The following is a 22,453-nucleotide window of genomic DNA, read 5'->3' on the forward strand; positions in this document are numbered from 1 at the left end:
CGCGTCCATGTCCGGAAGACGCGATGGGGTGGGCTCGCGTTCCCTCGGGATCCCACCCTGGGGATTCCTGGGGATGATCGGGCTGGTCGCCGCGATTGAGTGGACGCTTGCCGGCCACGACCTCGCATTCACCACTCCCATGCATTGGGATTGGCGAGTGACGGGCAAGACCGCCACTCGAACGGATCGGGTGTTCGATAAGGATCTCCTGATTTTTGGGGATAGCCTGGCCAAGTTCGGGATCATGCCGCGCGTTCTCAAGGAACGCTCGGGAAAGTCGGCTTACAACTTCGCCTTGCATACCGGGCAGACTTCGTCGAGCTACTTCATGCTCCGGCGAGCTCTCAGGGCAGGGGCGAAACCTACCGTCGTGATCCTCGAACTCACGCCACATATGCTCGCCCAGGGCCCGATGGCCAACGAGACGCTCTGGGCGGAGTTGCTCTCGCCGGGCGAGTTGCTGGATCTGTCATTTTCGATGCGTGATCCTGATTTTTTCACCTCAACCTTCCTGGCCGAATTCCTGTCGAGCTATCAGGTTCGACATGAGATTCGGGCCTCCTTCCGGGCCTCGCTCCGGGGTGAGAATAGCTCGCGACGCGCGGAGATTCCCAGATATCGCCGGAACTGGAAGGTGAACGATGGGGCACAACTATTCGCCGATGGACCTCCTCCGAAACTGAACCTCGACGAGTGGAACAATACGCTTTACTCGCGATGGTCTCCCCACCGAGTAAATCTCTTTTACCTCGACCGGTTCCTCACCTTGGCCCGATCGAACAATGTTGCGGTCTACTGGCTACTCCCCCCGATCCATCCCGACGTCCAGACGAGGACGGAGAATTCGGGATTTGACGCCGATTACACGCGGTTCGTCCGAGAGGTGCAGGGGAAGTTCCCCGAGGTTGCCATCCTCGATGCCCGCCGCTCCGGCTTCGATCCCGAGCAGTTCATGGACGGTATTCACGTCAATCGTCGAGGGGCCATGCGGCTCAGTACCATGGTCGCCGATGCGATCCTCGAATCGACCCCGACGGCCCCATCGCCCCGATGGGTCATGGCCGGGATAGGTCGAGCCGGTGTTCTCGACCTGCCGATTGAAGATGTGGAGCAGTCGGGACGGGCGATCCAGGCTCGTTCGGTCCGATTGACCGGGGATCGAAAGGACGTCCATCGATGAGGCGAGCGGACAAAACGGATCTGGCAGTGGAGCACTCGCGAGTGGATCGATCGCGGAGGTCTTCGATTCTCGGAGTCCCTCAAGATTCCCGGGGATGCTAGCCTTCGGCGACTCGGGCGAACAATTGACGCGAGTCACGGTCGATGATCCCCAGATTGCCGGCTGAGCTTCGGACCTCTTTAATTTACCGAAATAGGATCGGTCTTACCCGAGCAAACCGAGTCGATTGTCGATCGAAACCTAATCCCGGAATGCAGGCGAGCCATGAAATTTATCTCGTATGCACAGAACTTCGAAGACGTAATCCTCAACCGCGCATTCAAGGGGCGGGACGACGGCTTCTACATCGACGTGGGCGCGGCTCATCCGACCGGACACTCGGTCACGAAGAACTTTTATGACCGAGGCTGGCGCGGGATCAACATCGAACCGGGCTCGACCTTTTTCGGGCTGATCGAGTCCGAGCGCGTTGAGGATCTCAACCTCAACATCGGGCTCTCGAACATCGCGGGCGAGTTGACCTTCTTCGAGGCTCCGGATTCGCTCGGGATCTCGACCTTCAATCGGGAATGGTCGCGTGACTGGAATAGTCGCGAGGGTTGGAAGTTCGTCGAGCGGAAGGTCCCCATCCTCACGCTCAAGCAGATCTGCGAAGCGCACGTTCGGGGCCCGATTGACTTCCTCAAGATCGATGTCGAAGGGCACGAACGCGAGGTAATCGACGGGGGCGACTTCTCCCGATGGCGTCCCCGAATCGTCCTGGCCGAGGGGGAGCGTGAGCATTACCAGGCGACCTTGCTAGCCTCAGGCTACTTGCACGCGGTCAACGACGGCGTCAACCATTACTTCGTCCGCGAGGAGGATCGCGACCTGATCCCCGCATTGGCCGCTCCCGTCAGCCTGGTGAACGACAATTTCGAACTTTACGAATATACCCAGCAGATCAAGGACCTCCGATGGTTGCTCGATCAGGAGAGGTCGCAGCACGAGCAGACCCGCACCCTGGTTGCACGGGCCTCCTGAGGTGAGGTCCTTCGCCCGCTGGCTGCGATAACGACGGTGGGGAGGAGAATCGATGTCGGCGAAGGATGACGGTCTGACGATGCATTGGATGGGCCTGGGAGACGCGCTGGGCAAAGTAGTCTCCTACGCCCAGAATTACGAGGACATCCTGCTCGCTCGTGTCTTCCGAGAGGCCCGAGGCCTCTACATCGACGTCGGGGCCAATCACCCGATCTTCCATTCGGTGACGAAGCTCTTCTACGATCGAGGCTGGAGAGGGATCAACATCGAGCCTTCGCCCATCCTCCACACCCGGCTCGTCGAAGACCGACCTGAGGATGTCAACCTCAACGTCGGGCTCGCGGATAACGAAGGGACTTTGACCTTTTACGAGTCGAATGTCTACCATGGCTGGTCGACCTTCAGGCCGGAACTCGCCGAACATTACCGAGGACAAAGCGTCTCGATGATCGAACGTCCGGTCCCTGTGACGACCCTGGCCAAGGTCTGCGAGGACCATGTCAGCGAGCCGATTGATTTCCTCAAGATCGATGCAGAAGGATTCGAGCGGGAAGTCCTCCTCGGTGGCGACTTCCGACGCTGGCGACCCAGAGTTCTGGTGATCGAGAACTCCTGGCCTGAAGCCTGGGAACCCGTCCTGCAAGGGTATGCGTATCGCCATGTGGCTTTCGATGGGTTGAACCGATTCTTCGTCCGCGAGGAGGATGAAGGCCTGATCCCATCATTCGCCGCAACGGTGAACGTCCTCGATAATTTCATCCCCCATGAGATCGTTCGACTGCTCTGCAATCTGAGGGAAGAGCGGGACACGGCGATCGCCGAGCTTGACAGGCTCAGGGTTCGTCCGAAGTCGCGAGATCTGGCCGGCCGGCTCAGGTCGGTCGTCCATCGGTTCGGCCGTCGGGCAGGTTGAGGAGCCCGGTCTTTCGATACTTTATCCACTCACTTGGGACGATCTCGTGAACAGCTCGCTACGGAATTCGTGGTGGGGGCGGATCCCCCTGGGGTTCCTCGGGTCGATGATCCTGATCCTGGGAGTCGAGTGGTTCCTCGCCCGTCACCGAGCCGACTACATGGGCGCAAGCCTCTGGGGATATGAGAACGGACGGAAACTGGCCGCGAGGAAGGTCAAGAATGCCGGACTGCTCGCATTCGGCGATAGCCTGATCAAAAACGGTTTTTCACCCCGAGTCATTCGCGAACGGACAGGCCTGAAGGGTTACAACTTCGCGATCGCCGGCGCGCAAGCTCCGGCCAGCTATTTCCTCCTTCGCGAAGCCCTCGCTTCCGGCTCGCGGCCCAAATTCGTCATCGTTGATTTCTTCCCATGTTTATTGTCTTCCGATCCCTGGAGCAATATCACGCACTGGCCGCTACTCGTGAACTATCGAGACTGCATGGACATGGCCTGGCAGGCCGGGGATTCGAAACTGTTTGCCAACCTGGTGGCCCGGAAGACGCTCCCCTCGGTTCGGTATCGCGAGTCGATCCGGGCGGAAATCCTGCAATCCTTGAGGGGCTTCCGCGGCGATATGGCGCTAGGAAACCAGATCGCAACTCGCCACTGGGCGTCTAATCTGGGCCTCGAAATCAACGAGTACCGGCATGATCCGAACGTCAGCCTTGACGCCAAGATCGCCGAGCTTTTCGGGAAGGTGGACTGGACCCCGTTGAATCGTTTCTATGTCGACCGATTCATGAAACTGGCGACCGATCATGGAATCAAGGTGGTCCTCCTCCTGCCGCCCTACATGCCTGCCTTGCAACAGAGGCTCGAGGAGGTGGGCTTCGACGCGGAACACGAGAAGTTCGTGCGAGTGATGCTGGACCGGTATCCGGGCATGGATGTCATCGATGCCCGGAAGTCGAAGTTTGAAGCCGACGTCTTCATCGACATCAATCATCTCTCCTTCGAGGGAGCAACCAACTTCTCGGCGGAAATTGGCGAGATCCTGCGACGGAAGCAGGAAGGGGCGGGATCGCTCCCACGCTGGTCCTACTTGCCCACCTATCGGAAGCGGCAGGTCACGGTCCCTCACGAGAGCGTCCAGGAGTCGAGAACCGTCGTATTACGCGACGTCGAGTTGCGCCGATGAGATGATCAGAAAATGAAGGCCGACCCTCGATCGAGCCGGCCATTTCCGCACCTTAGCGCGAGGCGTGGAAGACCATCCTTCCATAATGCTTGGGATTTCGGCCGATCGTCGGGTAAACCACCGGCGTCATCGGGAACGAGCGGATCGTCTTGAATCCCGCGAGTTGGAGCATCCCCTCGACGGCCGCCTTGTTGGGCCCGCACCAGTTCGTCTCATCCTTGGCGCATTCCGCGAATGGGTAGAAGGCAATGGCCGGGGTATCGACTTCCATCAAGTCGACGTGAGTCTCGATGATCATTTCGCGAGCCGCGACCGAGGCGACCTTCAGGAAAGAGCCGACCGGATCGGGTAGGTGATAGAGAACTCCGAGGAAGAGGACGAGATCGAACTGCCCGAGCCGCTCGACCGAGATTTCGGAAACCTCCATCTCGACGTCCTCGACATTCGATTTCAAAACCTTTCGGGCGAATTCGAAACCCGCCTTGCCGATCGAGCCGACTCGCCAGACCCCCCCGTCCAGGGCGACGACGCGGCTGGCTCCCCTCTTCTCGCATTCAAATGAGAAGAAGCCGTCCCAGGCGCCGATGTCCAGCACAGTCTTTCCGCCCAGATCGGCCGGCAGCCGGACCTGATCCAGCTTGGTCTTCGTGTCGTCGATCCCCGGCGTGGTCACTCCCTGACCTAGATCGATCCGGTGAAACCAGTTGATCTTCTTCAGCTCATCTTGGATCGTCGACGAAGCGCTCATCGGTTTCCTCCCTGAACTCAGCTGCGGACTTTCCAATTCAGGCGGAACCTACGAAAAGCCTTCCCGGTGGTCAAGCCGCTTCTGCTTCACTCACTGGCCATCCGCGACCTATGCTTCTTCGGTGCCTCGTTGTTCGACGTTGCAAGGTTGCCAGTACGTTGCAGCAGCTAATATAAGCGGACTATACTTTCGCTTGTGAGTGAGGCGATCGGACGGCGACTGATCTCGCCGGTGGATGGCCTCGCAAAGCAATCTTGGACGAGCCTGACAGTTCGAACGTGGTCGGCTCTGATCGTCGATTTCGCCCCCCCTTCCCCCCAATCGATCCCGATCGAGGCCGATACATGCCATTACTTCGACCCAAGTTCGAGCACTTGGAGGCCCGCCTCTGCATGGCGGCTCCGACCCTGCAAACCAGCTTTCAACTCCCTCAGGCGGGCTCCTGGACCCCGACGGTTTATCGAGCCTCTCCGCTGATGGTCGACGTCTTCGGGACGGGGAAAGACAATCTGATTGCCGTCGCCGCTGGCGCCAAGCTGATCGCTTACGGGTCGAATCCCGACGGGACGGCCACGCCTCTGGTGACTTACCAGGTTCCTGGCGGTGTCGCGGATATCAAGTCGACCCCGATCGTGATCACCAATCCCTCGACCGGCAGGAAGAACCTATTCGCGGCCATGGGTCGCGATGAGACCCGGAGTGGGACTCTTGAAGACGGCAGGATCTTCGGTTGGGATCTACAGACTGGCCAGCTCCTCCCTGGGTGGTCCCAGGGGGTGAGCACCGGTCGAAACGTGGATGGGCTCAGCGGCGTGTATGGTGCGTTGACGTCTGGGCAGCTCGAAGGGAATGGAGTGCCCAACATCGTGGCCACCTCGTTCAGCCATGAGGTCACCGCGTATCGCCTCGACGGGTCGGTACTCTGGCGGTGGACGAATGATGATACGATCCTCTCTGGGGCCGTGATCGGTGACATCGATCGGGATGGGCATCAGGAGGTCGTCGTCGGGGGAGACAGCAGCGACAGTTCATTCTACCAGCACGGTGGCTGGGTCAATGTCCTGAGCGACACCGGAACCTTGAAGTTCCGGACTTATATCCCGGGCGAAGTGACCTGGTCGTCGCCAGTCCTTGCCGACCTGAACAATACCGGTTACCTCGATATCGTGATCGGGACCGGACTGAACTTCGACGAGACCAATGTCCCGGGAGCACGGGCGCTCGGCAATAACATCTACGCGATCGACCCCTTCGGGAAGGTCTTACCCGGCTGGCCCTACCATACGACCAGCGACGATAGCCAGAAGCGCCAGGTCCTCGCCGGGTTGGCCGTCGCCGACATCGACGGCAATGGCCGGCTCGACGTGGTCGCGGTCGATCGCGCGGGGTTTGTCCATGTAATCCAGCCCAACGGACAGCCCCTTCCCGGCTTCGTCGGCGGCAAGGCGATCGCTCCGGGATTCGTCCCGGGCAGCCTCCCGGATAATTACTCGTCGCCGATCATCGCCGACGTCACCGGCTCCGGGTCGCTGCAAATCATCGCGGCCAATGGTCCATTCCTGGCCGCCTTCGATCGGTTCGGCAACCGGACCTTGATCGCCACCGCGATCGTCCCGCCGGGGGCCCGGACACCCGAAGGGATCGACACGGCACCGGTCGTCGGCCACTTCAATGGCGGCTCCGAGATGACCCTGGCCTACGTGTCTTACAACCCCTTCCTCCAGAATCGTCCCGACCAGGTCACCGTCTTCCGACTCGATCCGACGAGCGTGGTCCCGCCCTGGCCCTCGCTCCGTCGGACGATCGGCGGGGATGCCGTTTTCCGTTCTCCGACCTTCGACCGCGAATTCGTCTCCAACACGTTCTATGCCGCGCTCGGTTACCTGCCCGATCCCTCGATCCTCGCGAGCTTCCAGGCCGACCTCGACTCCAATCGGCTGAATCTCCTGGGCACCGCATTCTTCATCAACTCCAGCTCGTTGGCGCGAGAGGCGGCGGTCCAGCGAATCTATCGGACTTTGCTCGGCCATTCGGCGGATGCCTTCGCCGTCTCGCACTTCAGTAACTACCTGGCGACCAAGACCCAGGCTCAGATGAAGATCCTGGTGGCCGGAAGTGAAGAGTTCAATCAGCGGGCCGGAAATGATCCGGTCCAACGGGTCGTCCTGCTCTATCAGGGATTGCTCGGCCGAAACCCATCGCAGCAAGAGATCAACGCCTTGGTCTCGTCGCAGCGAGGGCCGGCAGAGATCGCAAGCATGCTGATCAATGGTGAAGGACTTTCGGTCCAGCTCGGCAAGCTCTTCGACGACGCTTTCGGGCCCGGCGCCCGGAACTTCATCGCCCCGGACGCTGCGGCCGCCTATGCCTTCGATCTTCACCGAGGGGCTCGTGAGGAGGTCGTGAACTCCCAGATCGAGGCCAGCAACGGGGCTTATGCGGCGACCAATCGCATGGCCGGTTACGTCCGGGATCTCTACCGCGACATCCTCGGTCGCGATGCCAGCGCCTCCGACACCGCCTTCTGGGTCTCGGCCATGGACAAGGGGTCGGTCCAGCCCTTCGCCCTGCCGGGGATCTTCCTGAATAGCCAAGAAGGTCGGCTGCGCTTTGTGCAGCAGCAATTCCAGGCACTCCTGGGCCGATCGATCGATCCGAGGAGTGCATCAGCCCTGGCGAACTATCCCTTCCGCGAGAGCCTGATCCTCAAGATTGTGAATAGTGCCGAGTACTTTGCCCGAGCCGGTGGGACCAATGCCGGATACGTCACGGCGGTCTTCCGGGACCTTGGCGGGATCGGGATCGATCGGACCAACCGCGATGCCTTCGTCACTCGAATCGCCAGGGGTCTCCCTCGAATCGGGGTCGCCCAGGCAATCATGTTCGGGGGGACCCTCTATTACAACAACACGGCCGTCAAGGAGATCATGCTGTACCTGCCCGACCAGGTCCAGGGTGTCCTCCGGTCGGGAGCCTTGCCGCCTAATGCTCCAGGGCAGCCCATCAACCCTAGCCCGATCCTGATCAATTATCTCGTCGGACTCCGGAGAGCGGGCCGCAGCGATGAGCAGGTTATCAGCGTCCTCCTGACCTCGCCCCAGTATTTCTCCCGGATCTCTTATTTCAAGGGGATCTATCGGAGGCCAGGCATCCGGAACTGATCGAGGATGGACGACCGGCCGGCCCCGCCAGGACGGGCGGCTCGACCGGTGACTCTCTCCAGAATTCAGGCGGCAACGACCGAGGTGGGGACCTGAAGCGGGATATCGGCAGAGGCCCGGAGGAGGACGCGAGCCACGTTCTCCCAGGAGTAGAGCCGATCGAGCGGCTCGCGCGGGATCTCGATCGGCCCCTCGGCCTGCAGGGCCCTCCAGGCGTCGTCGACGGTGGAGGCGTCGCAGGGGTCGAAGAGGTGGAGCCCGGGGGAGTCGAACTCTCGGATCGAGCTGTTGCCGCTGGCCAGGGTGGGCGTCCCGTGTCGGAGGGCGTCGAGGACGGGGAATCCGAAGCCCTCATAGAGGGAGGGGTAGATCGACCACCCGGCGGTCCGGTAGAGCTTGCAGAGGGCCTGGTCGCTCACCACGCCCAGGAAACGGATTCGTCGGGAGCTGCCAGTCCTCTTCTCGAATTGCCGGAGATCCCGCTTCGAAGTCAGCCAGCCGATCGAGCCGACCCACCAGAGTTCGGCCTTCTTGGGGAGGGCCAAGGTGGAGTGGAACCATCGGAAGAGGAACTCGGGATTCTTCCTCGGTTCGAGGGTCGAGACGACCAGGCCGACCTCGGGACGCCGCTCGACCTTCCCTTGATGGGCATGCCGGCCCACGCAGAGACTCGGCCCCGAGTGGGCCGTGACGATGCGAGATGGGTCGATGGCCGCGAGCCAGGAGGCATCCGCGGCGGTCGAGTGAGAGACCGCCAGCGCCACGTCGGACGACGGGACGGCCTTCGCGCAAAGCCCCTGGAAGTGGCCACGCGTCACTTCCTTGTGAGTTTGCGGGAGGATCAGCGGGGTCATGTCGTGGAGGATGCTGACCTCGCGATCGAAGGCTCGTTCGATCGGCCTGAGGAGCGGATAGACGCCGATGCTGCCCCTGGGCGGTGATCCCAGGGGCGTCTTTTCCCCCTTCATCAAGGCCCTGGCCCAGGTCGCGAGGTCCTGGTCCTGGGACCAGTCGAGGTCGGAGGGAGGAGTGACCACGCGGTCCTTGAGGAAGAATCGGACCGGTCGAAGGCCCGCCATCGCCAGCGCGAGCCGGGCTGCGTAGCGACCGATCCCCGTCAGATGCGCATCGCTCAAGGGATAAGCATCGAAGTAGACCGGCGGCCCGGGCTCGAATCCCGGTGCGATCGGCAAAAGGCTCTCGGGCATGGCCAGGATATCCCCAGGGGGTGGAGGATGACCGATCTCGAAGATTCGGAGAACGGATTTAAGTGTGTTGTGTGTATTCGCTATTGTTTTGATCTAGTGTCCGGGACATTTATGCGAAGGTGCGGATCATGAGGCCCAGGCGAATCGCCCCGTCTCGATCCGGGGGAGCTGTCCGAGGGCCTCCCGGAGAGCATCGGCGACGACCTCTCGACTGGCGTAGTCGGCCATCCTCGATCGGGCCGTCTCGGCCATGGCCCGATATTCCTCGGGGGCTTCCTCGATCATCGAGGCGGCCGCCAGGAGATGGTCGTGGAGGTCGGACCAGACCATCCGATGCCAGGAGGTCTCGGTCCTCATCTCGGGATCGTGGGGCCAGTAGGTGGGCTCGGGATGCGTCCGGATGACGAACCCGACTTTCTCGTCCATGAAGTCGGCCATCGCCGTGTGGCCCGGCGCGATCGATGGGCGGCCGGCGGCCAGGGACTGCTGGAGCGGCAGGCACGCCCCTTCGGCCTTGCTCGTGTTCACGTAGAACGTGGTTACCCGCATCAGGTCGGCCATCTGGACATCGGTCAGGAAGTCGGTGATCACCACGACCCGGCACTTGTGGAGGATCCCCAGGCTGAAGTACATGTGCCGGAGGATGTTGATCTCGTGATGTTCTCGGGTCGGGTTGGTGGCCAGCTTGATGACGAGCGTGACATCCTCGCGATCCTGGAAGGCCAGGAGATAGGCACTCAGCAGGTCGATGTGATTCTTCCGGCGATCGCCCAGATTGAAGATGCTGGCGAAGACCAACCCGCCCAGGGTCACCTCCGTCGAGGGCAGGAGTGGATCCGGGGCCATCACCGGCTCTCGTCCGATCATCTTGAGGGCGCGAACCTTGGCCTGGGTGATCGTATCGAGGGCCTCATGGCTGAGCCACCGCTTGAAGAACCTCCGATAGCCGTCGCGGGCCATCGCGTAGGCAAGCCGGCCCAGGCCGGGTTTCGGGCCGGGGAGCGGCTCCATCGTGTACGGGGAGCGTCCCATCGACATCAGGAGATAGTGCCGGGTCCGTGCGATCCGCTCCAGGGTCCGGGTCCCCAGCCAGGGATAGACCTTTCGGAAGATACCCCGGGCTACGAGGAAGGCTCGTCGTTTCAGGCCCGGTCTCGGCTCGGATGTGATCGGTTCCGGTTCTTCGCCGGTTTGCTCGACCTCGGAAGGGGAGTCGGCGGCTTGTTCGACGGGCTTCGCTTCCCGGGTCCCTTCCCAGACCTCGTTCCGGCAGGTCAGGGTCCAGGTGTGGTCGGGATCCCAGGCGGGGATCTCGAAATGATCGGGGCGGAGCGGGACCGGGACAATCCCGATCGGGCAAGACACGCCGGCCCGACGGAAGGAGTCGGCCGTGAAGTGGCAGGCGGTCAGGATCAGGTCGGCCCTGGAGCAAACACGAACCCAATTCTGTCGGGTGTCGTGCCCGAAATCGCGGTCGGGTAGGTCCGGGAATTCCCAGAACGGGAAGATGACATTCGGCAGGGCGGGGGTGAGATAGACATCCTGCGGGGGGTGCAATGCCAGGTGGATCGGCTGATAGCCCTCGGCCTCGGCCCGGGCGGCAGCGAAGGGGAGACTGCTCTCGGGATGATCCAGGAGCCGCCAGGTCCCCAATTTCTCCAGGACCGGAGCGAGCGCCTCCAGCACAAAGAAATAGGAGTAGGCCGCCGAACCGAGCGTGTTGCGGATTCCCCTGGCGCAACCGGTCGTGCTGACGAGGAAAGCGTAAGGGCGATCCGATCCTCCCCGGATCGGCGAAGGATCGCGTCGGCTGATCGAGGCCATCATATCTCTCTCCGCTCCGACGGCGGGCCGACGACTCCGTTCGAAACGACCCCGCCGAGGGTCCGGTCGGGACCATAAACCGAGCTACCTGATCGGTCAATGGCAATCGGGCGATCGGAGGACCGGACCGGATCCGTTGCGAATCGCTTCGGGAAAAAACGAACCCAACAACCGGACTGGCCCTTCGATGCCGTCGATAACCGAAATATATTCGGGCCATGCGGGGTAAGATAAGTTGAGAATCGGGCCTTCGCACAACCAGAATCGACCGGATGTGTATTTCATCCTGGTTCAGGGCGGCCGTTCGGTGAATCGGGGCTCCGATACGATTCTTGGCCGTTCGAGGACTCGCAGGAACGACTTCAATCCGAAGGGACTCGTCGCATGCTCTCGCCTGGTGCCCGACTCCGAGCCGCCTGGACCGAGCGGCCGATCATGATCCCTGGCGCATTCAACGCTCTCACGGCGAAGATGGCCGAGCGATTGGGGTTCGTCGCGGTCTACCTCTCGGGCGGGGCACTTTCGGCGGGCTGGGCGGGTGTGCCCGACATCGGGCTACTGACCATGACCGATTTCGCCGAGCAAGCGTCGGTCCTGGCACGTTCGACGGATCTTCCCCTGCTCTGCGACGCCGATACCGGATTTGGCGAGGCGATCAACGTCGAACGGACGGTACGACTCTTCGAACAGGCTGGCGTGGCGGGGCTTCATATCGAGGACCAGGTCCTCCCCAAACGATGTGGCCATCTCTCGGGCAAGGCCCTGATCGGGGCCGATGCGATGGTCGAAAAAGTCCGAGCTGCGGTCTCGGCCCGAAGAGACCCGGGATTTGTCGTGATCGCGCGGACCGATGCGCGATCGGTCGAAGGCTTCGACTCGGCCGTCGACCGGGCGAGACGATACCTCGATGCGGGGGCCGACATGATCTTTCCCGAAGCCCTGGAATCGGCGGAGGAATTTGCCCGCTTTGCCCAGGCTGTGCCCGCTCCCCTACTTGCGAACATGACCGAGTTCGGTCGGGGGCCCCTGCTCACTCTGGAGGAACTCGGTCAACTCGGCTATCGGGCGGCCTTGTATCCATTGACCGCATTCCGGGCCGCGATGAAAGCCGCCGAGGCCACCCTGAACCAGCTTCGACTTCACGGAACCCAACGCGATCTGCTGGATAAGATGCAGACTCGGGCCGAGCTTTATGAACTCATCGGATACGCCGACTGGGAGGCCCGCGACCGAAGTTACTTCGGCGAGCCCGACCGCTGAACCCCGCCGTTCCGGGATGACTTCGTCGCGATGATCGGAGGAAGACTCTCGGTATCGGGTGGGCGGCGACCTGCACCGCAAGATCGGTGCCGGGGCGGACGGGCGGTTGATTCAGTCTCCGCTTCTGGTAGATTAAGTCATTGACGCCTCGGCGATTGCACGAGCAACCGAGGAGTCACGGCCGGCTGGCCGGCTCAAAATCGCTGGCATTCTTGCCGGCGATGATCGTTCCGGTTGGCCCTTTCCATCTAAAATACCGCACTTCGATCGCGCGGACTCGACGGTCGGGTTGGTTGAGGGTGTTCCTCGGATCTCTCCCGGGTTCACACGAGACGAAGCCTCCGTGACGGGTCGACGCCCGAAACGACATCTCCATTCTCCCCAGAATTATCGAAGGATCGTCGGCTTGATCGAAACCTTGGCGTGGATCGGGCTGGTCTGGCTGGTAGGGACGGTCCTTCGGACTTTCCCGATCCGCTCGCGCTCGCTCTCGCGTCCATATCTCCGATCGTGGAGTCCGAAGGTCGGGCCGGGGTACTTCGGTCCCTCGGCCCTGGCGTCCGGGCGAACCGACCGTTCCGGGTTGTTCCCCCAGCGAAGGAGGTCGGACGGACCACCTCCCGAACCCGGGGGGCACGCCCGATCGATCGCGATGAAACCAGGGAGACCGGCGTACCGCCTCGCCGGAGATCGTTGACGGCCTCGATTCCGTGGCGGCCTCGCCGCCTCGCAGGGACCGCCCGAACGTCGTGCCGCGCATTGGCGCAACCCAGGAAAGGCTAGGGCGGACGTGGTCGGGGAAATAATCTCGGGACTCATCGGACTGATGATCGGGGGGGCGTTCGTCTTCGCGGGCCTTCTGGCCTACACCCGGCTGAGGGTGAGGACCGCCCGCGATCAGGTCGAGGCCGTCATGACCGAAGGACGACGCCAGGCCGAAACTCTGTTGAAGGAGGCCGAGCTCGAAGCGAAGGAAGTCGCGCTTCGCTACCGAGTCGCCCTGGATGCGGAGGCCGAAGAGTTCCGCAAGGGCTTTCGAGACCAGGAGAAGCGGCTGGAAAAGCGTGACGATCTTCTCGACCAGAAGCTCGACCTGATTAACAAGAAAGAGCGAGAGTTCGAGAGCGTCCAGCGTTATCTATCCGAGCAGCAGGAAGAATTGACCCGCCGGAACCTCGAAGTCCGTCAGGCCCTGGTTGATCAGCGGGAGGCCCTCCACAGGATCTCCGGGCTCGGGGCCGATGAGGCCAGGGAACTCCTCCTTCGACGAGTCCAGGAGGAACTGAGCCACGAGGTCGGCGGACTGATCTTGAAGCATGACCAGATCCTCAAGGACACCGTCGCTCAGAAGGCCCGAGAGGTCCTCGCCACGGCCATCCAGCGTTACGCGGCCGGTCACACCGCCGAGACCACCGTCAGTACCGTGGATATACCGTCGGACGACATGAAAGGTCGGATCATCGGTCGCGAAGGGCGGAACATCCGCGCCTTCGAGAAGGCGACGGGGGTCGACGTGATCGTGGACGACACGCCGGGGATCGTGATCGTTTCGGGCTTCGACAATATCCGCAGGGAGACCGCCAAGCTCGCCCTGGAAAAGCTGATTCAGGACGGCCGGATCCATCCGACCCGGATCGAGGAGGTCGTGGCCGAGACGCAGGAGGAGATGGAGCGGCACATCCTCCACCTGGGCCGGGTCGCCGCCCAGGAGGCGAATGTCCCGGGCTTGCACGACCGGCTCCTCGATTATCTCGGTCGGCTCAAGTTCCGGACGAGCTACTCCCAGAACGTCCTCCGGCACTCGATCGAGGTCGCCTATCTGACCGGACTGCTCGCCGAGGAGATCGGCATGGATGGGGCGCTCGGTCGGCGTTGCGGGCTCCTGCACGATATCGGCAAGGCCGCCGATCACGAGATGGAGGGGGGACACCCCGCCATCGGCGCCGAGCTGACCAAACGGTACGGAGAGGGAAAGGAGGTCGTCCATGCCGCGCTCGGGCATCACGACGATCTCCGGTCCGACACGCCCTACACCGTCCTCGTCGCGGCCGCGGACGCGATCAGTGCCAGTCGTCCCGGTGCCCGTCGCGAGACGCTCGACAAGTATGTTCGGAGGCTTGAAGAACTGGAGGCCCTCGCCTGCGGGTTCCCGGGTGTCGATCAGGCCTATGCCATCCAGGCCGGTCGGGAAATCCGTGTCATCGCCGATAGCCACCGACTGGGAGACGAGGCCGCCGCCAAGCTCTGTCGGGACATCGCCAAGGCTGTTCAGGAGCAGTTGACATACCCCGGAGAGGTCAAGGTGACCGTCCTCCGCGAGACGCGCTCCGTAGAATTTGCGCGATAGTCGGTCACGAGCGGACCGTGATCGATCCCCGAATTCAGGAAGCGGAGCCGTCGCCTCATGTCTCTGAATATTCTCTTCATTGGCGATGTGGTCGGCTCTCCGGGTCGCAAGATCGTCTCGCAAGCCTTGCCTCGCTTGATCCATGCGTGGGACCTGGGCCTGGTCGTCTGCAATGCGGAGAACTCGGCGGGCGGGTCGGGCCTGACGATCAAGTGTCACGAAGAACTGGCCGAGGCCGGGGTGGATGTCTTCACTCTGGGCGACCACGCCTATCGGAAGGACGAAGTTTTCACCCTTTTCGATCGAAATGACCGGATCCTCCGGGCGGCGAACTACCCTCTGGATGCCCCAGGAGGAGAGTCGGTGGTGGTCCCGGCCCGCGACGGGACCCTGGTGGGCGTCTTCACCCTGATGGGTCGGACGTTCATGAAGCCGGTCGATGATCCTTTCCGCGCGGCCGATCGAGTCCTGGCCGGGCTCCAGGACTCGGCCAAGGTCATCCTGGTCGACATTCACGCCGAGGCGACCAGCGATAAACAACTCCTGGGGCGCTATCTCGATGGCCGGGTCTCGGCCGTCCTGGGGACGCACACCCATGTCCCGACGGCCGACGAACATATCATGCCGGGAGGGACCGCATTCCAGTCCGACGTGGGGATGACCGGCCCGTACGATTCGATCCTGGGACGACGATACGACCGGGTCCTCGCCGCCACCTTGACCGGCGTACCCCACTTCTTCGACGTGGCCTCGGGAGATCCTCGGCTCTGCGGGGCCGTGGTCACGATCGACCAGGACAGCGGTAAGGCGCTCGCGATTCGACGGGTCGTGGTCAATCAGGAGCAGACCCGGCGGCTGATGATGGGAGAGTTGATCTGACGAGATCGGGATTTCATCCGACCTCGTCGAGACGCTCCAGTCCTCGTCGAAGGCCCTTTTCGACTGCCTCGGGATCGTCGAAGTCCCGATTTTCGAGGAAGTGCCAGCGGATCCATCGGCTTGCGCCCAGCAACGCGTTGGCCCGCCCGAAGGGGTCGATCAGCGATCGTTCGAGGACGTCCATGGGCCGGATGGCTTCGTAAGCCTCGAGCGCGACGGCTCTCGCGGGGCGGTCGGATCCCAGGGCCTCGGCCATCAGCCGAGCGAGATCGCCGGCCACGGTCTCGCGGCCCATCGCCCCGAAATCGACCAACCCGGTCAATCGATCGTTGTCGAACAGGAAATGGTCGGGCCGAGCATCCCGGAGGCAAGGCTGAAGGGGGACGACGCGCGAGGACGCTGTTCGGAGCGGCCCGAGGAGCCTGGGCGCGATCGGCCGGGCTCGATCGAGCCAGTCCCTCGCCAGGGTGGCTCGCGGATCGTCCGAGGCTCGGGCAATCGCCCGATCGATCTGGTCGAATTCCGAGGTCAGTAGCCGGGTCGTTTCCGAGAATCGAGCGGCCAGGCCGGGGCTCTTTCCTTCCGTCCGCTCGGAGGCAAGTCGGAGATGGAAGGCCGCCAGGCCACCGAACATGGCTCGAACCTGAACCGGTTTCGGGGGCCTGGAGTGAGCGGCCTCGCCGGGTAGCCAGGGGGAGAGGTCCCAGCGCCGACCGTCGGCCTCGACGATGGTCGAACCGTCCATTGTAGGAATCGGTATCGGGAGGAAGCCCAGGTCCTGCGCGGCCGCCAACCATCGGTGGATTTGCCTGAGACTTTCCAGGTCAGGCCCTCCGATCGCCCAGGCCTTCAGGCCGAGTAAGCCCAGACCGGAACGGAATCGCCAGAGGCTGGCCCCGCTGAAGCCTCCGGCATTGCCCAGGGCGAGTGGTTCCGAGATCGGCCGGGCCGAGGCGGAATAGCGGTCGAGTACCGTTCGCCAGGAGGGAATCATGACCGGAGTCGACGCTCGTCCTCGCGGATCGAGCGATCTCTCAGGGCTCGGATTGCGTCCATGAGTCGATCCGTCGCGATCTGTAACCCTTCGTGATTGTTGTCCTGGAAGTCGGGGGGCAGCAATTCGGAGGGGTCAATGGGGTCGCCATAGATGACCCGGGCGTGCGAAGGGGTGAGGAACGATTTCCAGAAGACGTTGGATCGAGGAGTCCCCCGGATATAGGCCGGGATGATCGGGACCTTGGCCTTGAGGGCGATGAAGGCCACGCCCGGCTTGGCTTCGCCGATCTCCTCGCCCGAAGTTTGCAAGATCCGGCCTTCGGGGAATACCGGGACCACCCGGCCATCCTTGAGGGCCCGTAGCGCGGTCCGGGTGGCCGAGATGTCCTTGCCGTCGTTATTGACGGGGATGCAGTCGATCATCTTGCAGAACGGCTGGAACGCGGGGATGTCGAAATACTGGCGGGCGATCAGGAATCCGAGTTTCCGGCCGCTCCCGGCCTGGAGCAGGCAGTGATCGATGTTGCAGGTGTGATTCGAGATGAGGATGGCTGGCCCGTGATCGGGAAGCGGGGCTGGTTCGGTCACCAGTCGGTGAACCAGGGCACAATAAGCGGCGTTGAGATACCAGAGGAAGGCGAGGAATCCCCGAAATTCCCAGGAAGGCAGGGTTTTCGGCCGGATCAGTCGAGGGAGGACGAGAAGGAAAGCGGAGAATCCGAGCAAGGGCCAGAAGCTCATCGGTGGGCGAGTCCGTGGAGAATCGCGGAGTGATCTTGGTATGGGGACGGCCCACCGAGTTGACGAAATCGACCGGGAGATTGCAAGTTGCGGCTCCGGATGATCAGGCCGACTTCCGCCACCGGTGGGCGATGACGGTGATTCCGGCCAGGGCCCAGATGGCGACCGTCGAAGGTTCCGGGACCGGCGAGGCGTCGGGGACGAGGGTCTGGGCCCCATCGATAATCTGTGAACCGGAGGAGATCGATTCGCCGGTTGACTGGAAGTCGAGGGTCGAGAGGAGTGAGGCGGCCGCCGGGCTGAAGGTGGTGTTCGGGTCGGCGAGACTGGTGAAGGTGGCCGTGGCGGCATCGACGTACGGACCGCCGGTCTCGGGGTGGTTTGCCAACCCAAAGGCATGCATCAACTCATGGGCGACATTGTGTCCTACGGCTGTGGCGAGTTGCGAGGGGTTGCTGGCATAGCCGAACTTATCGAGGAAGGTATAGCCATTCCCTCCAACGGTCGTGATCCCGATCGCGCCCGGATTATCGGGATTCGAGGCGTTCGACACGACGCTCAGGGTGTGCGCGGCCGGGGCGTTGGGATCGGTCGTCAAGTGGATCGGGAGCCCGGCATCGTTGTAGGTCTTCTGGACGGTCGAGACGACCTGGGACTCGAAGTTCGCGACATCCTGGGAGGTAGGACCTCCGGGGCCATAGAACTGCGAGAAGACCGGGCTGTTCAGGAATGACTGAGGGTTGCCGGTGGTCAGGGTGGAGGCGTCGGCGAACGTACTGTTGCCGAAGTTGATGTAGGCATCCGCTCGATCCGGAGCCGCCGGCGGAGTGCTTGCAACCGGGATCGGGGCGGGCTGGCTCGTGGGAGCCAAGGGCTGCCACTGGACCGGGGCGGGCTGGCTCGGGGTCGCGTCGGGTACGGAATTCGCGATCCGGAACGAGGCGTTGCCGAAGTTGAGTGGCGAGGCGGCCAGGGTCGATTCGGTGGTCCCCAGGACGAGTCCGCCCGGCTGCCCGACGACCCGACTCGTCCCGAGGTACGATGTGGCCGGAGCGGGGCTCCCGAGGCTGAAGCCAGTCCAGTTACCGGCCAAGTTCGCGGCCGCGATCCTCTGCCCGTCGGCTCCCGACGAAGAATCCTGGGTCCCGTTCATCGACCCGGCATAGGCCCGGGTGGCCAGGGTTCCCGTCAGTAGTACGCCCAAGGCGAAGATTTTCACGGCGGACATCGCGAACCTCCTGTTCGTGGCCCTGGAAGAGTCGCCTTCCTGGCGAACTCTGCCGCGACGGCGGGGAGCCGTCCTGATCGAGTTGGTCGGAGTTGGGCGGATTTCACCGACCGACCCGAGAATCGCATTCCTCAGTGTGGTGAGGCTGAGGGGTTTTAACAGAAGACGTCATTCGTGGGAAGCAAGCTTCGTGCCATCAGGCAATCGAACGCCTAAAAATTACCTAGCGGTATGTGCTGAGAACCTTGACGATGCCCCTTCTCTTTTAAAAAAAAGGACTTGCGGCATGAACGACGACAGAGAGAGATGATGATCCCGATTACTCTCGATACGCGGTTTTTGCAGGCTGTGGCGATAATTACAAAGTAAGGAGAGCAAAAATCACCCAACTCCTTCTGCGCGAAATTTGATGGGGCACGTTGGATCGAGGCTCTCCAGGCTCGCGAATGGTTGCGGGGCTGATCGAGCCGCCGCTACAATCCGGATCGTCGGGCCTGGCCACCTCGTTGGTCATCGAGGGATCCGACTGTCCGATTCGATCAAAGGCAAGGAGCGACCGTTGAAGATCTCGAAGCAGGTCGGAATCATCCTGGGAGGCCTGACCCTGACTCTGATGGGGTGCGAATCCGCGAAGGAACCCACGGCCGAGCCGGCAGCTCATGAGGAAGCCCCATCGAGCCCGACAAGCATCTCGACCCCCGAGCCGCCGGTGGAACCCTCGCCCATCCCCGCCATGCCATCGCCGAACGCGACCGAGGCCGAGCCCAAGGCCGAGGAGCCCGGCAAGGCTGAGAGTCCGAAGTGAGGGGTAGCTCGTCGCGATTCGATCGCTCCTCACGAGGCGGTTCGCCATAACCCTTAGACGTCTGGGCTGGTCCCAGGAACCGGGAGCGCTCGGATCCGTCGGATATCGTCGATTTCCAAGAATAATGCACGATGTGGAGGAGGTGCGGGCATTCTTCTTCGGGGAATCCGACCAGGCGGAGGGCGATGGCGATGGCGAGCCGGGAACTTGCGGCGATCTGCCGTGATCTGGATCTGATCGCCAATGCAGGGACGGTCGCGGGCATGGGGGATGCCGAACTACTCGAACGTTTCATCCGTCATCGGGGAAAAGAGGACGCCGAGGTGGCCTTCGAAGCGATTTTGCTTCGCCACGGGCCGATGGTTCGAGGGATCTGCCGGAGCCTCCTCGGCAAATCAACGGACTCCGAGGACGCCTTCCAGGCGACCTTCCTCATCCTGGTCCGGAAGGCACACTCCGTCCGGATCAAGGACTCGCTCCGTCCCTGGCTTTATGGGGTAACGTGGCGGGTCGCTCGCAAGGCTCAGTCGCTCTCCCGGAAGAGGCAGGGCCGCGAGACTTCAGGGAATCTCGATCAACTCGCCCAGGCCCAACCGCCCGAGGCGAGCGACCTCCTCGCCATCCTGCTCGGGGAACTCGAAGGGCTCCCGGAGCGTTATCGGAGGCCAATCGCCCTTTGCCACCTCGAAGGATTTTCCCATGAGGAGGTGGCGAGGGAACTTGGCTGTCCCATCGGCACGATTAGCAGCCGACTCTCGAGGGGTCGTGAACTGCTCCGTTCCCGACTCGTTCGAAAGGGACTGGGAGTTCCGACGGTCCTGGTGGCATCGGCAATGTCTGCCCGCGGCAAATCGACCCTATCCCCCGCGTTGATCCGCTCTACGGTTCGTGCCGCATCGGGTGGCGTCGTCTCGTCGAGCGTCCAACATCTGACCCGTGGAGTGATCGTCTCAATGCTGTTCAATAAGATGAAACTAGCGGGGCTGCTCGCCCTGTCGGGAGCCCTCACGGTCGGGGCGGCCAGCGGTCGATTCTCGATCGTCGAGGCCCAGCAGGACGAGCCAAAGTCACTCGGAAACCCGGGAGCCGAGCCGAAAGGTGAAGATCCGAAAGTGCCTGCGGATATTGCCTTCAACCCCCTCGAGTTCGCGGTCCCGCAGCAGCCGATCGAGGATCCAGGCCCACCTCGGGAAGCGTCGGTCGAGGCGCCGGCGTTGTCGGGGATCACCATCGACGGCGATCTCAAGGACTGGCCCGCCGCCATGCCTCGATATCCGATCAAGACCGTGCACGTCTTGCAGCCCTATTATGGTTACAACGGCCTGGCCCGGGCCGATCTCTCGACCAGTCCCGACCTGAGCGCGGCCTTCTCCGTCGGATACGACCCGAACGAGCAAGTGATCTATGTAGCCGTGATCGTCCGGGACGACAAGCTTATCGTCGGCAATACCGACTTCTGGGATACAGACTCGGTCGAGGTCTTCGTGGATGGTCGTCATACCGAGGAAACAATTCGGTTCCCCGAGGATAAGACGGGCGAGACCCTGGATGCCTCGGATCTGCCCTTGCTTCAGTACATCGCCATTCCCGGCGAGGGGCGAGTCTACGGGGTCAAGAAGTCGGTAGGGCAGGAGAGGGCGGCCGATAACCCCATCCTCATGTTCGGCGACATCCATAAGACGAAGACGAAGATGGCCTACCGTCGGAGCGGAGACGTCACGATTTACGAATGGGCCATCCAGCCTTTCGATCACTATCCCGACAAGCCGACTCAGCTCATCCCGTTCAAGAAGATCGGGTTCGATCTAGCCGTAGTTGATAAGGATAAACCGGCGGCAACTCAGGCACCCGAGACCGAACCGGAGGAGGACCGCTGCGCCTGGATCAGTTGGTCGCCGCCTTACACCCCGCCCGCATTCCTCCGAGCGGACAGGTTGGGAGAGATCATCCTCGGGCGGATCCCGTGAGCCGAACGCTCAATGCTTCTCGTGGAAATTCTCCGAGGCAGATAGGCCATGAGCCTCCATGCCGCGAACCTCGATGGCCTTCCGTGCTCCAGGTCTGGCCACCGAGGCTGATGACATTATTTAATGGATCGGGCCCTGGACGACCGGGTTGACCAGGGTACCGATCCCGTCGATGGCGATCCGGACGAAGTCGCCCGGGGCAAGAGTGAAATCGTCGGGCGGGACGATTCCGGTTCCCGTCAGCAGGAAGGCCCCGTCAGGAAAGCGGTTGTCCCGACCGAGCCAGTCGACCAGATCTTCCAGCTTTCGCGCCATCCGGGCGATCGAGGTCGACTCGCGGACGATCGTCTTTCCCTCGCGCTCGATTTCCAGGCGAATTCCGACCTCGAGGATGGGTGGCATCGCCGAGGCGAGGGTGATGACCGGGCCCAGGGCGCAACAGGCGTCGTACATCTTGGCCTGGGGGAGGTAGAGCGGGTTCTCTCCCTCGATGTCGCGGGCGCTGACGTCGTTGCCGACCGTGAAGCCGACGATCGTCAGTCGGGGCGAGAGGACCAAGGCCAGTTCGGGCTCGGGCACGCACCAGCTCGTGTCCTGTCGGACCCGGATGGCTTGCCCCGGTCCCACAACGCGGCTGGGTGTGGCCTTGAAGAACAATTCGGGTCGGTCGGCGGTGTAGACCTTGTCATAGAACGAGGCCGCTTGCTCCGATTCCTCTTGCCGGGCTTGCTTGCTTCGTTCATAAGTAACGCCCGCCCCCCAGACCTCCTGGTGGTCGATCGGGGGGAGCAGTCGGACGGATCCGAGGGTGGTCTCCCCTTGCGACCCGGATTGGCCGAGCCAATCCCGGACGATCTGGGCGGGATCTTCCGCATGGAGGAGGTCGGAGAGTCGAGCGTCGGGCGGGCCGATCGGGCGGATCTGGTCCCCTTCGACGAGTCCGATTCGGGGTGTCGGATCGGTCTCGCGAACGAACTTGGCAATCCTCAT

Annotated in this window: 17 protein-coding genes; 10 read left to right on the forward strand and 7 right to left on the reverse strand. The window is 62.5% G+C overall.

Annotation, left to right across the window (positions count from 1 at the left end; genetic code table 11):
- Positions 1 to 7 precede the first annotated feature (7 nt).
- The 4 genes from P12x_RS18145 to P12x_RS18160 all read left to right on the forward strand — a co-directional run bounded on the left by P12x_RS18145 (position 8) and on the right by P12x_RS18160 (position 4,299).
- A complete protein-coding gene (locus tag P12x_RS18145) occupies positions 8 to 1,180 on the forward strand; it encodes a DUF1574 family protein (RefSeq protein WP_435005875.1) in 1,173 nt (390 codons plus the stop codon).
- 264 nt (positions 1,181 to 1,444) lie between these two features.
- Positions 1,445 to 2,203: an FkbM family methyltransferase gene (locus P12x_RS18150; protein ID WP_435005877.1), complete on the forward strand. Its 759-nt coding sequence runs from the start codon at positions 1,445 to 1,447 to the stop codon at positions 2,201 to 2,203.
- A 52-nt stretch (positions 2,204 to 2,255) separates the two neighbouring features.
- Positions 2,256 to 3,116 (forward strand): FkbM family methyltransferase, encoded by an 861-nt coding sequence (locus tag P12x_RS18155; protein WP_435005878.1) that lies wholly within the window; start codon positions 2,256 to 2,258, stop codon positions 3,114 to 3,116.
- Between the two features lie 46 nt (positions 3,117 to 3,162).
- The gene (locus tag P12x_RS18160; protein ID WP_435005880.1) at positions 3,163 to 4,299 is read left to right on the forward strand and encodes a hypothetical protein; all 1,137 of its coding nucleotides are present in this window, start codon (positions 3,163 to 3,165) and stop codon (positions 4,297 to 4,299) included.
- Between the two features lie 52 nt (positions 4,300 to 4,351).
- On the opposite strand, the gene P12x_RS18165 is transcribed toward P12x_RS18160, so the two are convergent.
- Complete coding sequence (locus P12x_RS18165) at positions 4,352 to 5,047, reverse strand: class I SAM-dependent methyltransferase (protein ID WP_435005881.1); 696 nt, start codon at positions 5,045 to 5,047, stop codon at positions 4,352 to 4,354.
- 344 nt (positions 5,048 to 5,391) lie between these two features.
- Between P12x_RS18165 and P12x_RS18170 the strand changes: the two genes are divergently transcribed.
- Entirely contained in the window at positions 5,392 to 8,208 is a 2,817-nt protein-coding gene (locus P12x_RS18170; RefSeq protein WP_435005882.1) for an FG-GAP repeat domain-containing protein, read from the forward strand.
- A gap of 65 nt (positions 8,209 to 8,273) precedes the next feature.
- Here the strand turns inward: P12x_RS18170 and P12x_RS18175 are convergent, their stop codons facing one another.
- Both P12x_RS18175 and P12x_RS18180 read right to left on the reverse strand, forming a co-directional pair.
- Positions 8,274 to 9,416 (reverse strand): glycosyltransferase, encoded by a 1,143-nt coding sequence (locus P12x_RS18175; RefSeq protein WP_435005883.1) that lies wholly within the window; start codon positions 9,414 to 9,416, stop codon positions 8,274 to 8,276.
- A gap of 126 nt (positions 9,417 to 9,542) precedes the next feature.
- Positions 9,543 to 11,243 (reverse strand): glycosyltransferase, encoded by a 1,701-nt coding sequence (locus P12x_RS18180; RefSeq protein WP_435005885.1) that lies wholly within the window; start codon positions 11,241 to 11,243, stop codon positions 9,543 to 9,545.
- A 381-nt stretch (positions 11,244 to 11,624) separates the two neighbouring features.
- On the opposite strand from P12x_RS18180, the gene prpB reads away from it, so the two are divergent.
- The 3 genes from prpB to P12x_RS18195 all read left to right on the forward strand — a co-directional run bounded on the left by prpB (position 11,625) and on the right by P12x_RS18195 (position 15,726).
- Entirely contained in the window at positions 11,625 to 12,500 is an 876-nt protein-coding gene (gene prpB, locus P12x_RS18185; RefSeq protein WP_435005886.1) for a methylisocitrate lyase, read from the forward strand.
- A 790-nt stretch (positions 12,501 to 13,290) separates the two neighbouring features.
- Positions 13,291 to 14,847 carry a ribonuclease Y gene (gene rny / locus P12x_RS18190; protein WP_435005887.1) on the forward strand — a complete coding sequence of 519 codons (1,557 nt, stop codon included), beginning with the start codon at positions 13,291 to 13,293 and terminating at the stop codon, positions 14,845 to 14,847.
- A gap of 57 nt (positions 14,848 to 14,904) precedes the next feature.
- Positions 14,905 to 15,726, forward strand: a complete 822-nt coding sequence (locus tag P12x_RS18195) for a TIGR00282 family metallophosphoesterase (protein WP_435005888.1) — start codon at positions 14,905 to 14,907, stop codon at positions 15,724 to 15,726.
- A gap of 13 nt (positions 15,727 to 15,739) precedes the next feature.
- On the opposite strand, the gene P12x_RS18200 is transcribed toward P12x_RS18195, so the two are convergent.
- The 3 genes from P12x_RS18200 to P12x_RS18210 all read right to left on the reverse strand — a co-directional run bounded on the left by P12x_RS18200 (position 15,740) and on the right by P12x_RS18210 (position 18,691).
- The gene (locus tag P12x_RS18200; protein ID WP_435005889.1) at positions 15,740 to 16,720 is read right to left on the reverse strand and encodes a phosphotransferase enzyme family protein; all 981 of its coding nucleotides are present in this window, start codon (positions 16,718 to 16,720) and stop codon (positions 15,740 to 15,742) included.
- Positions 16,717 to 17,463, reverse strand: coding sequence for a lysophospholipid acyltransferase family protein (locus P12x_RS18205; protein ID WP_435005891.1), 747 nt, complete (start codon positions 17,461 to 17,463; stop codon positions 16,717 to 16,719). Before P12x_RS18205 ends, P12x_RS18200 begins: the two co-directional genes overlap by 4 nt.
- Before the next feature lie 103 nt (positions 17,464 to 17,566).
- The gene (locus tag P12x_RS18210) at positions 17,567 to 18,691 is read right to left on the reverse strand and encodes a hypothetical protein (protein ID WP_435005893.1); all 1,125 of its coding nucleotides are present in this window, start codon (positions 18,689 to 18,691) and stop codon (positions 17,567 to 17,569) included.
- 559 nt (positions 18,692 to 19,250) lie between these two features.
- On the opposite strand from P12x_RS18210, the gene P12x_RS18215 reads away from it, so the two are divergent.
- Together P12x_RS18215 and P12x_RS18220 are read left to right on the forward strand one after the other, a co-directional pair.
- The gene (locus tag P12x_RS18215; protein ID WP_435005894.1) at positions 19,251 to 19,496 is read left to right on the forward strand and encodes a hypothetical protein; all 246 of its coding nucleotides are present in this window, start codon (positions 19,251 to 19,253) and stop codon (positions 19,494 to 19,496) included.
- 191 nt (positions 19,497 to 19,687) lie between these two features.
- Positions 19,688 to 21,463, forward strand: a complete 1,776-nt coding sequence (locus P12x_RS18220; RefSeq protein ID WP_435005896.1) for a sigma-70 family RNA polymerase sigma factor — start codon at positions 19,688 to 19,690, stop codon at positions 21,461 to 21,463.
- Between the two features lie 120 nt (positions 21,464 to 21,583).
- Here P12x_RS18220 and P12x_RS18225 read toward each other — a convergent pair whose 3' ends face one another.
- Complete coding sequence (locus P12x_RS18225) at positions 21,584 to 22,453, reverse strand: fumarylacetoacetate hydrolase family protein (RefSeq protein ID WP_435005898.1); 870 nt, start codon at positions 22,451 to 22,453, stop codon at positions 21,584 to 21,586.

This window comes from Tundrisphaera lichenicola (genome assembly GCF_051175385.1).
GTDB classification, from domain to species: domain Bacteria; phylum Planctomycetota; class Planctomycetia; order Isosphaerales; family Isosphaeraceae; genus Tundrisphaera; species Tundrisphaera lichenicola.

What these genes read in the sequence shown, in the direction of transcription:
- P12x_RS18195 (WP_435005888.1), top strand. Translation starts at nt 14,905, where the DNA reads ATGTCTCTGAATATTCTCTTCATTGGCGATGTGGTCGGCTCTCCGGGT.
- P12x_RS18180 (WP_435005885.1), bottom strand. Translation starts at nt 11,243, where the DNA reads ATGATGGCCTCGATCAGCCGACGCGATCCTTCGCCGATCCGGGGAGGA.
- P12x_RS18220 (WP_435005896.1), top strand. Translation starts at nt 19,688, where the DNA reads ATGGCGAGCCGGGAACTTGCGGCGATCTGCCGTGATCTGGATCTGATC.
- P12x_RS18145 (WP_435005875.1), top strand. Translation starts at nt 8, where the DNA reads ATGTCCGGAAGACGCGATGGGGTGGGCTCGCGTTCCCTCGGGATCCCA.
- P12x_RS18150 (WP_435005877.1), top strand. Translation starts at nt 1,445, where the DNA reads ATGAAATTTATCTCGTATGCACAGAACTTCGAAGACGTAATCCTCAAC.
- P12x_RS18170 (WP_435005882.1), top strand. Translation starts at nt 5,392, where the DNA reads ATGCCATTACTTCGACCCAAGTTCGAGCACTTGGAGGCCCGCCTCTGC.
- P12x_RS18225 (WP_435005898.1), bottom strand. Translation starts at nt 22,453, where the DNA reads ATGAGGATTGCCAAGTTCGTTCGCGAGACCGATCCGACACCCCGAATC.
- P12x_RS18175 (WP_435005883.1), bottom strand. Translation starts at nt 9,416, where the DNA reads ATGCCCGAGAGCCTTTTGCCGATCGCACCGGGATTCGAGCCCGGGCCG.
- P12x_RS18155 (WP_435005878.1), top strand. Translation starts at nt 2,256, where the DNA reads ATGTCGGCGAAGGATGACGGTCTGACGATGCATTGGATGGGCCTGGGA.
- prpB (WP_435005886.1), top strand. Translation starts at nt 11,625, where the DNA reads ATGCTCTCGCCTGGTGCCCGACTCCGAGCCGCCTGGACCGAGCGGCCG.
- P12x_RS18205 (WP_435005891.1), bottom strand. Translation starts at nt 17,463, where the DNA reads ATGAGCTTCTGGCCCTTGCTCGGATTCTCCGCTTTCCTTCTCGTCCTC.
- P12x_RS18165 (WP_435005881.1), bottom strand. Translation starts at nt 5,047, where the DNA reads ATGAGCGCTTCGTCGACGATCCAAGATGAGCTGAAGAAGATCAACTGG.
- P12x_RS18200 (WP_435005889.1), bottom strand. Translation starts at nt 16,720, where the DNA reads ATGATTCCCTCCTGGCGAACGGTACTCGACCGCTATTCCGCCTCGGCC.
- P12x_RS18210 (WP_435005893.1), bottom strand. Translation starts at nt 18,691, where the DNA reads ATGTCCGCCGTGAAAATCTTCGCCTTGGGCGTACTACTGACGGGAACC.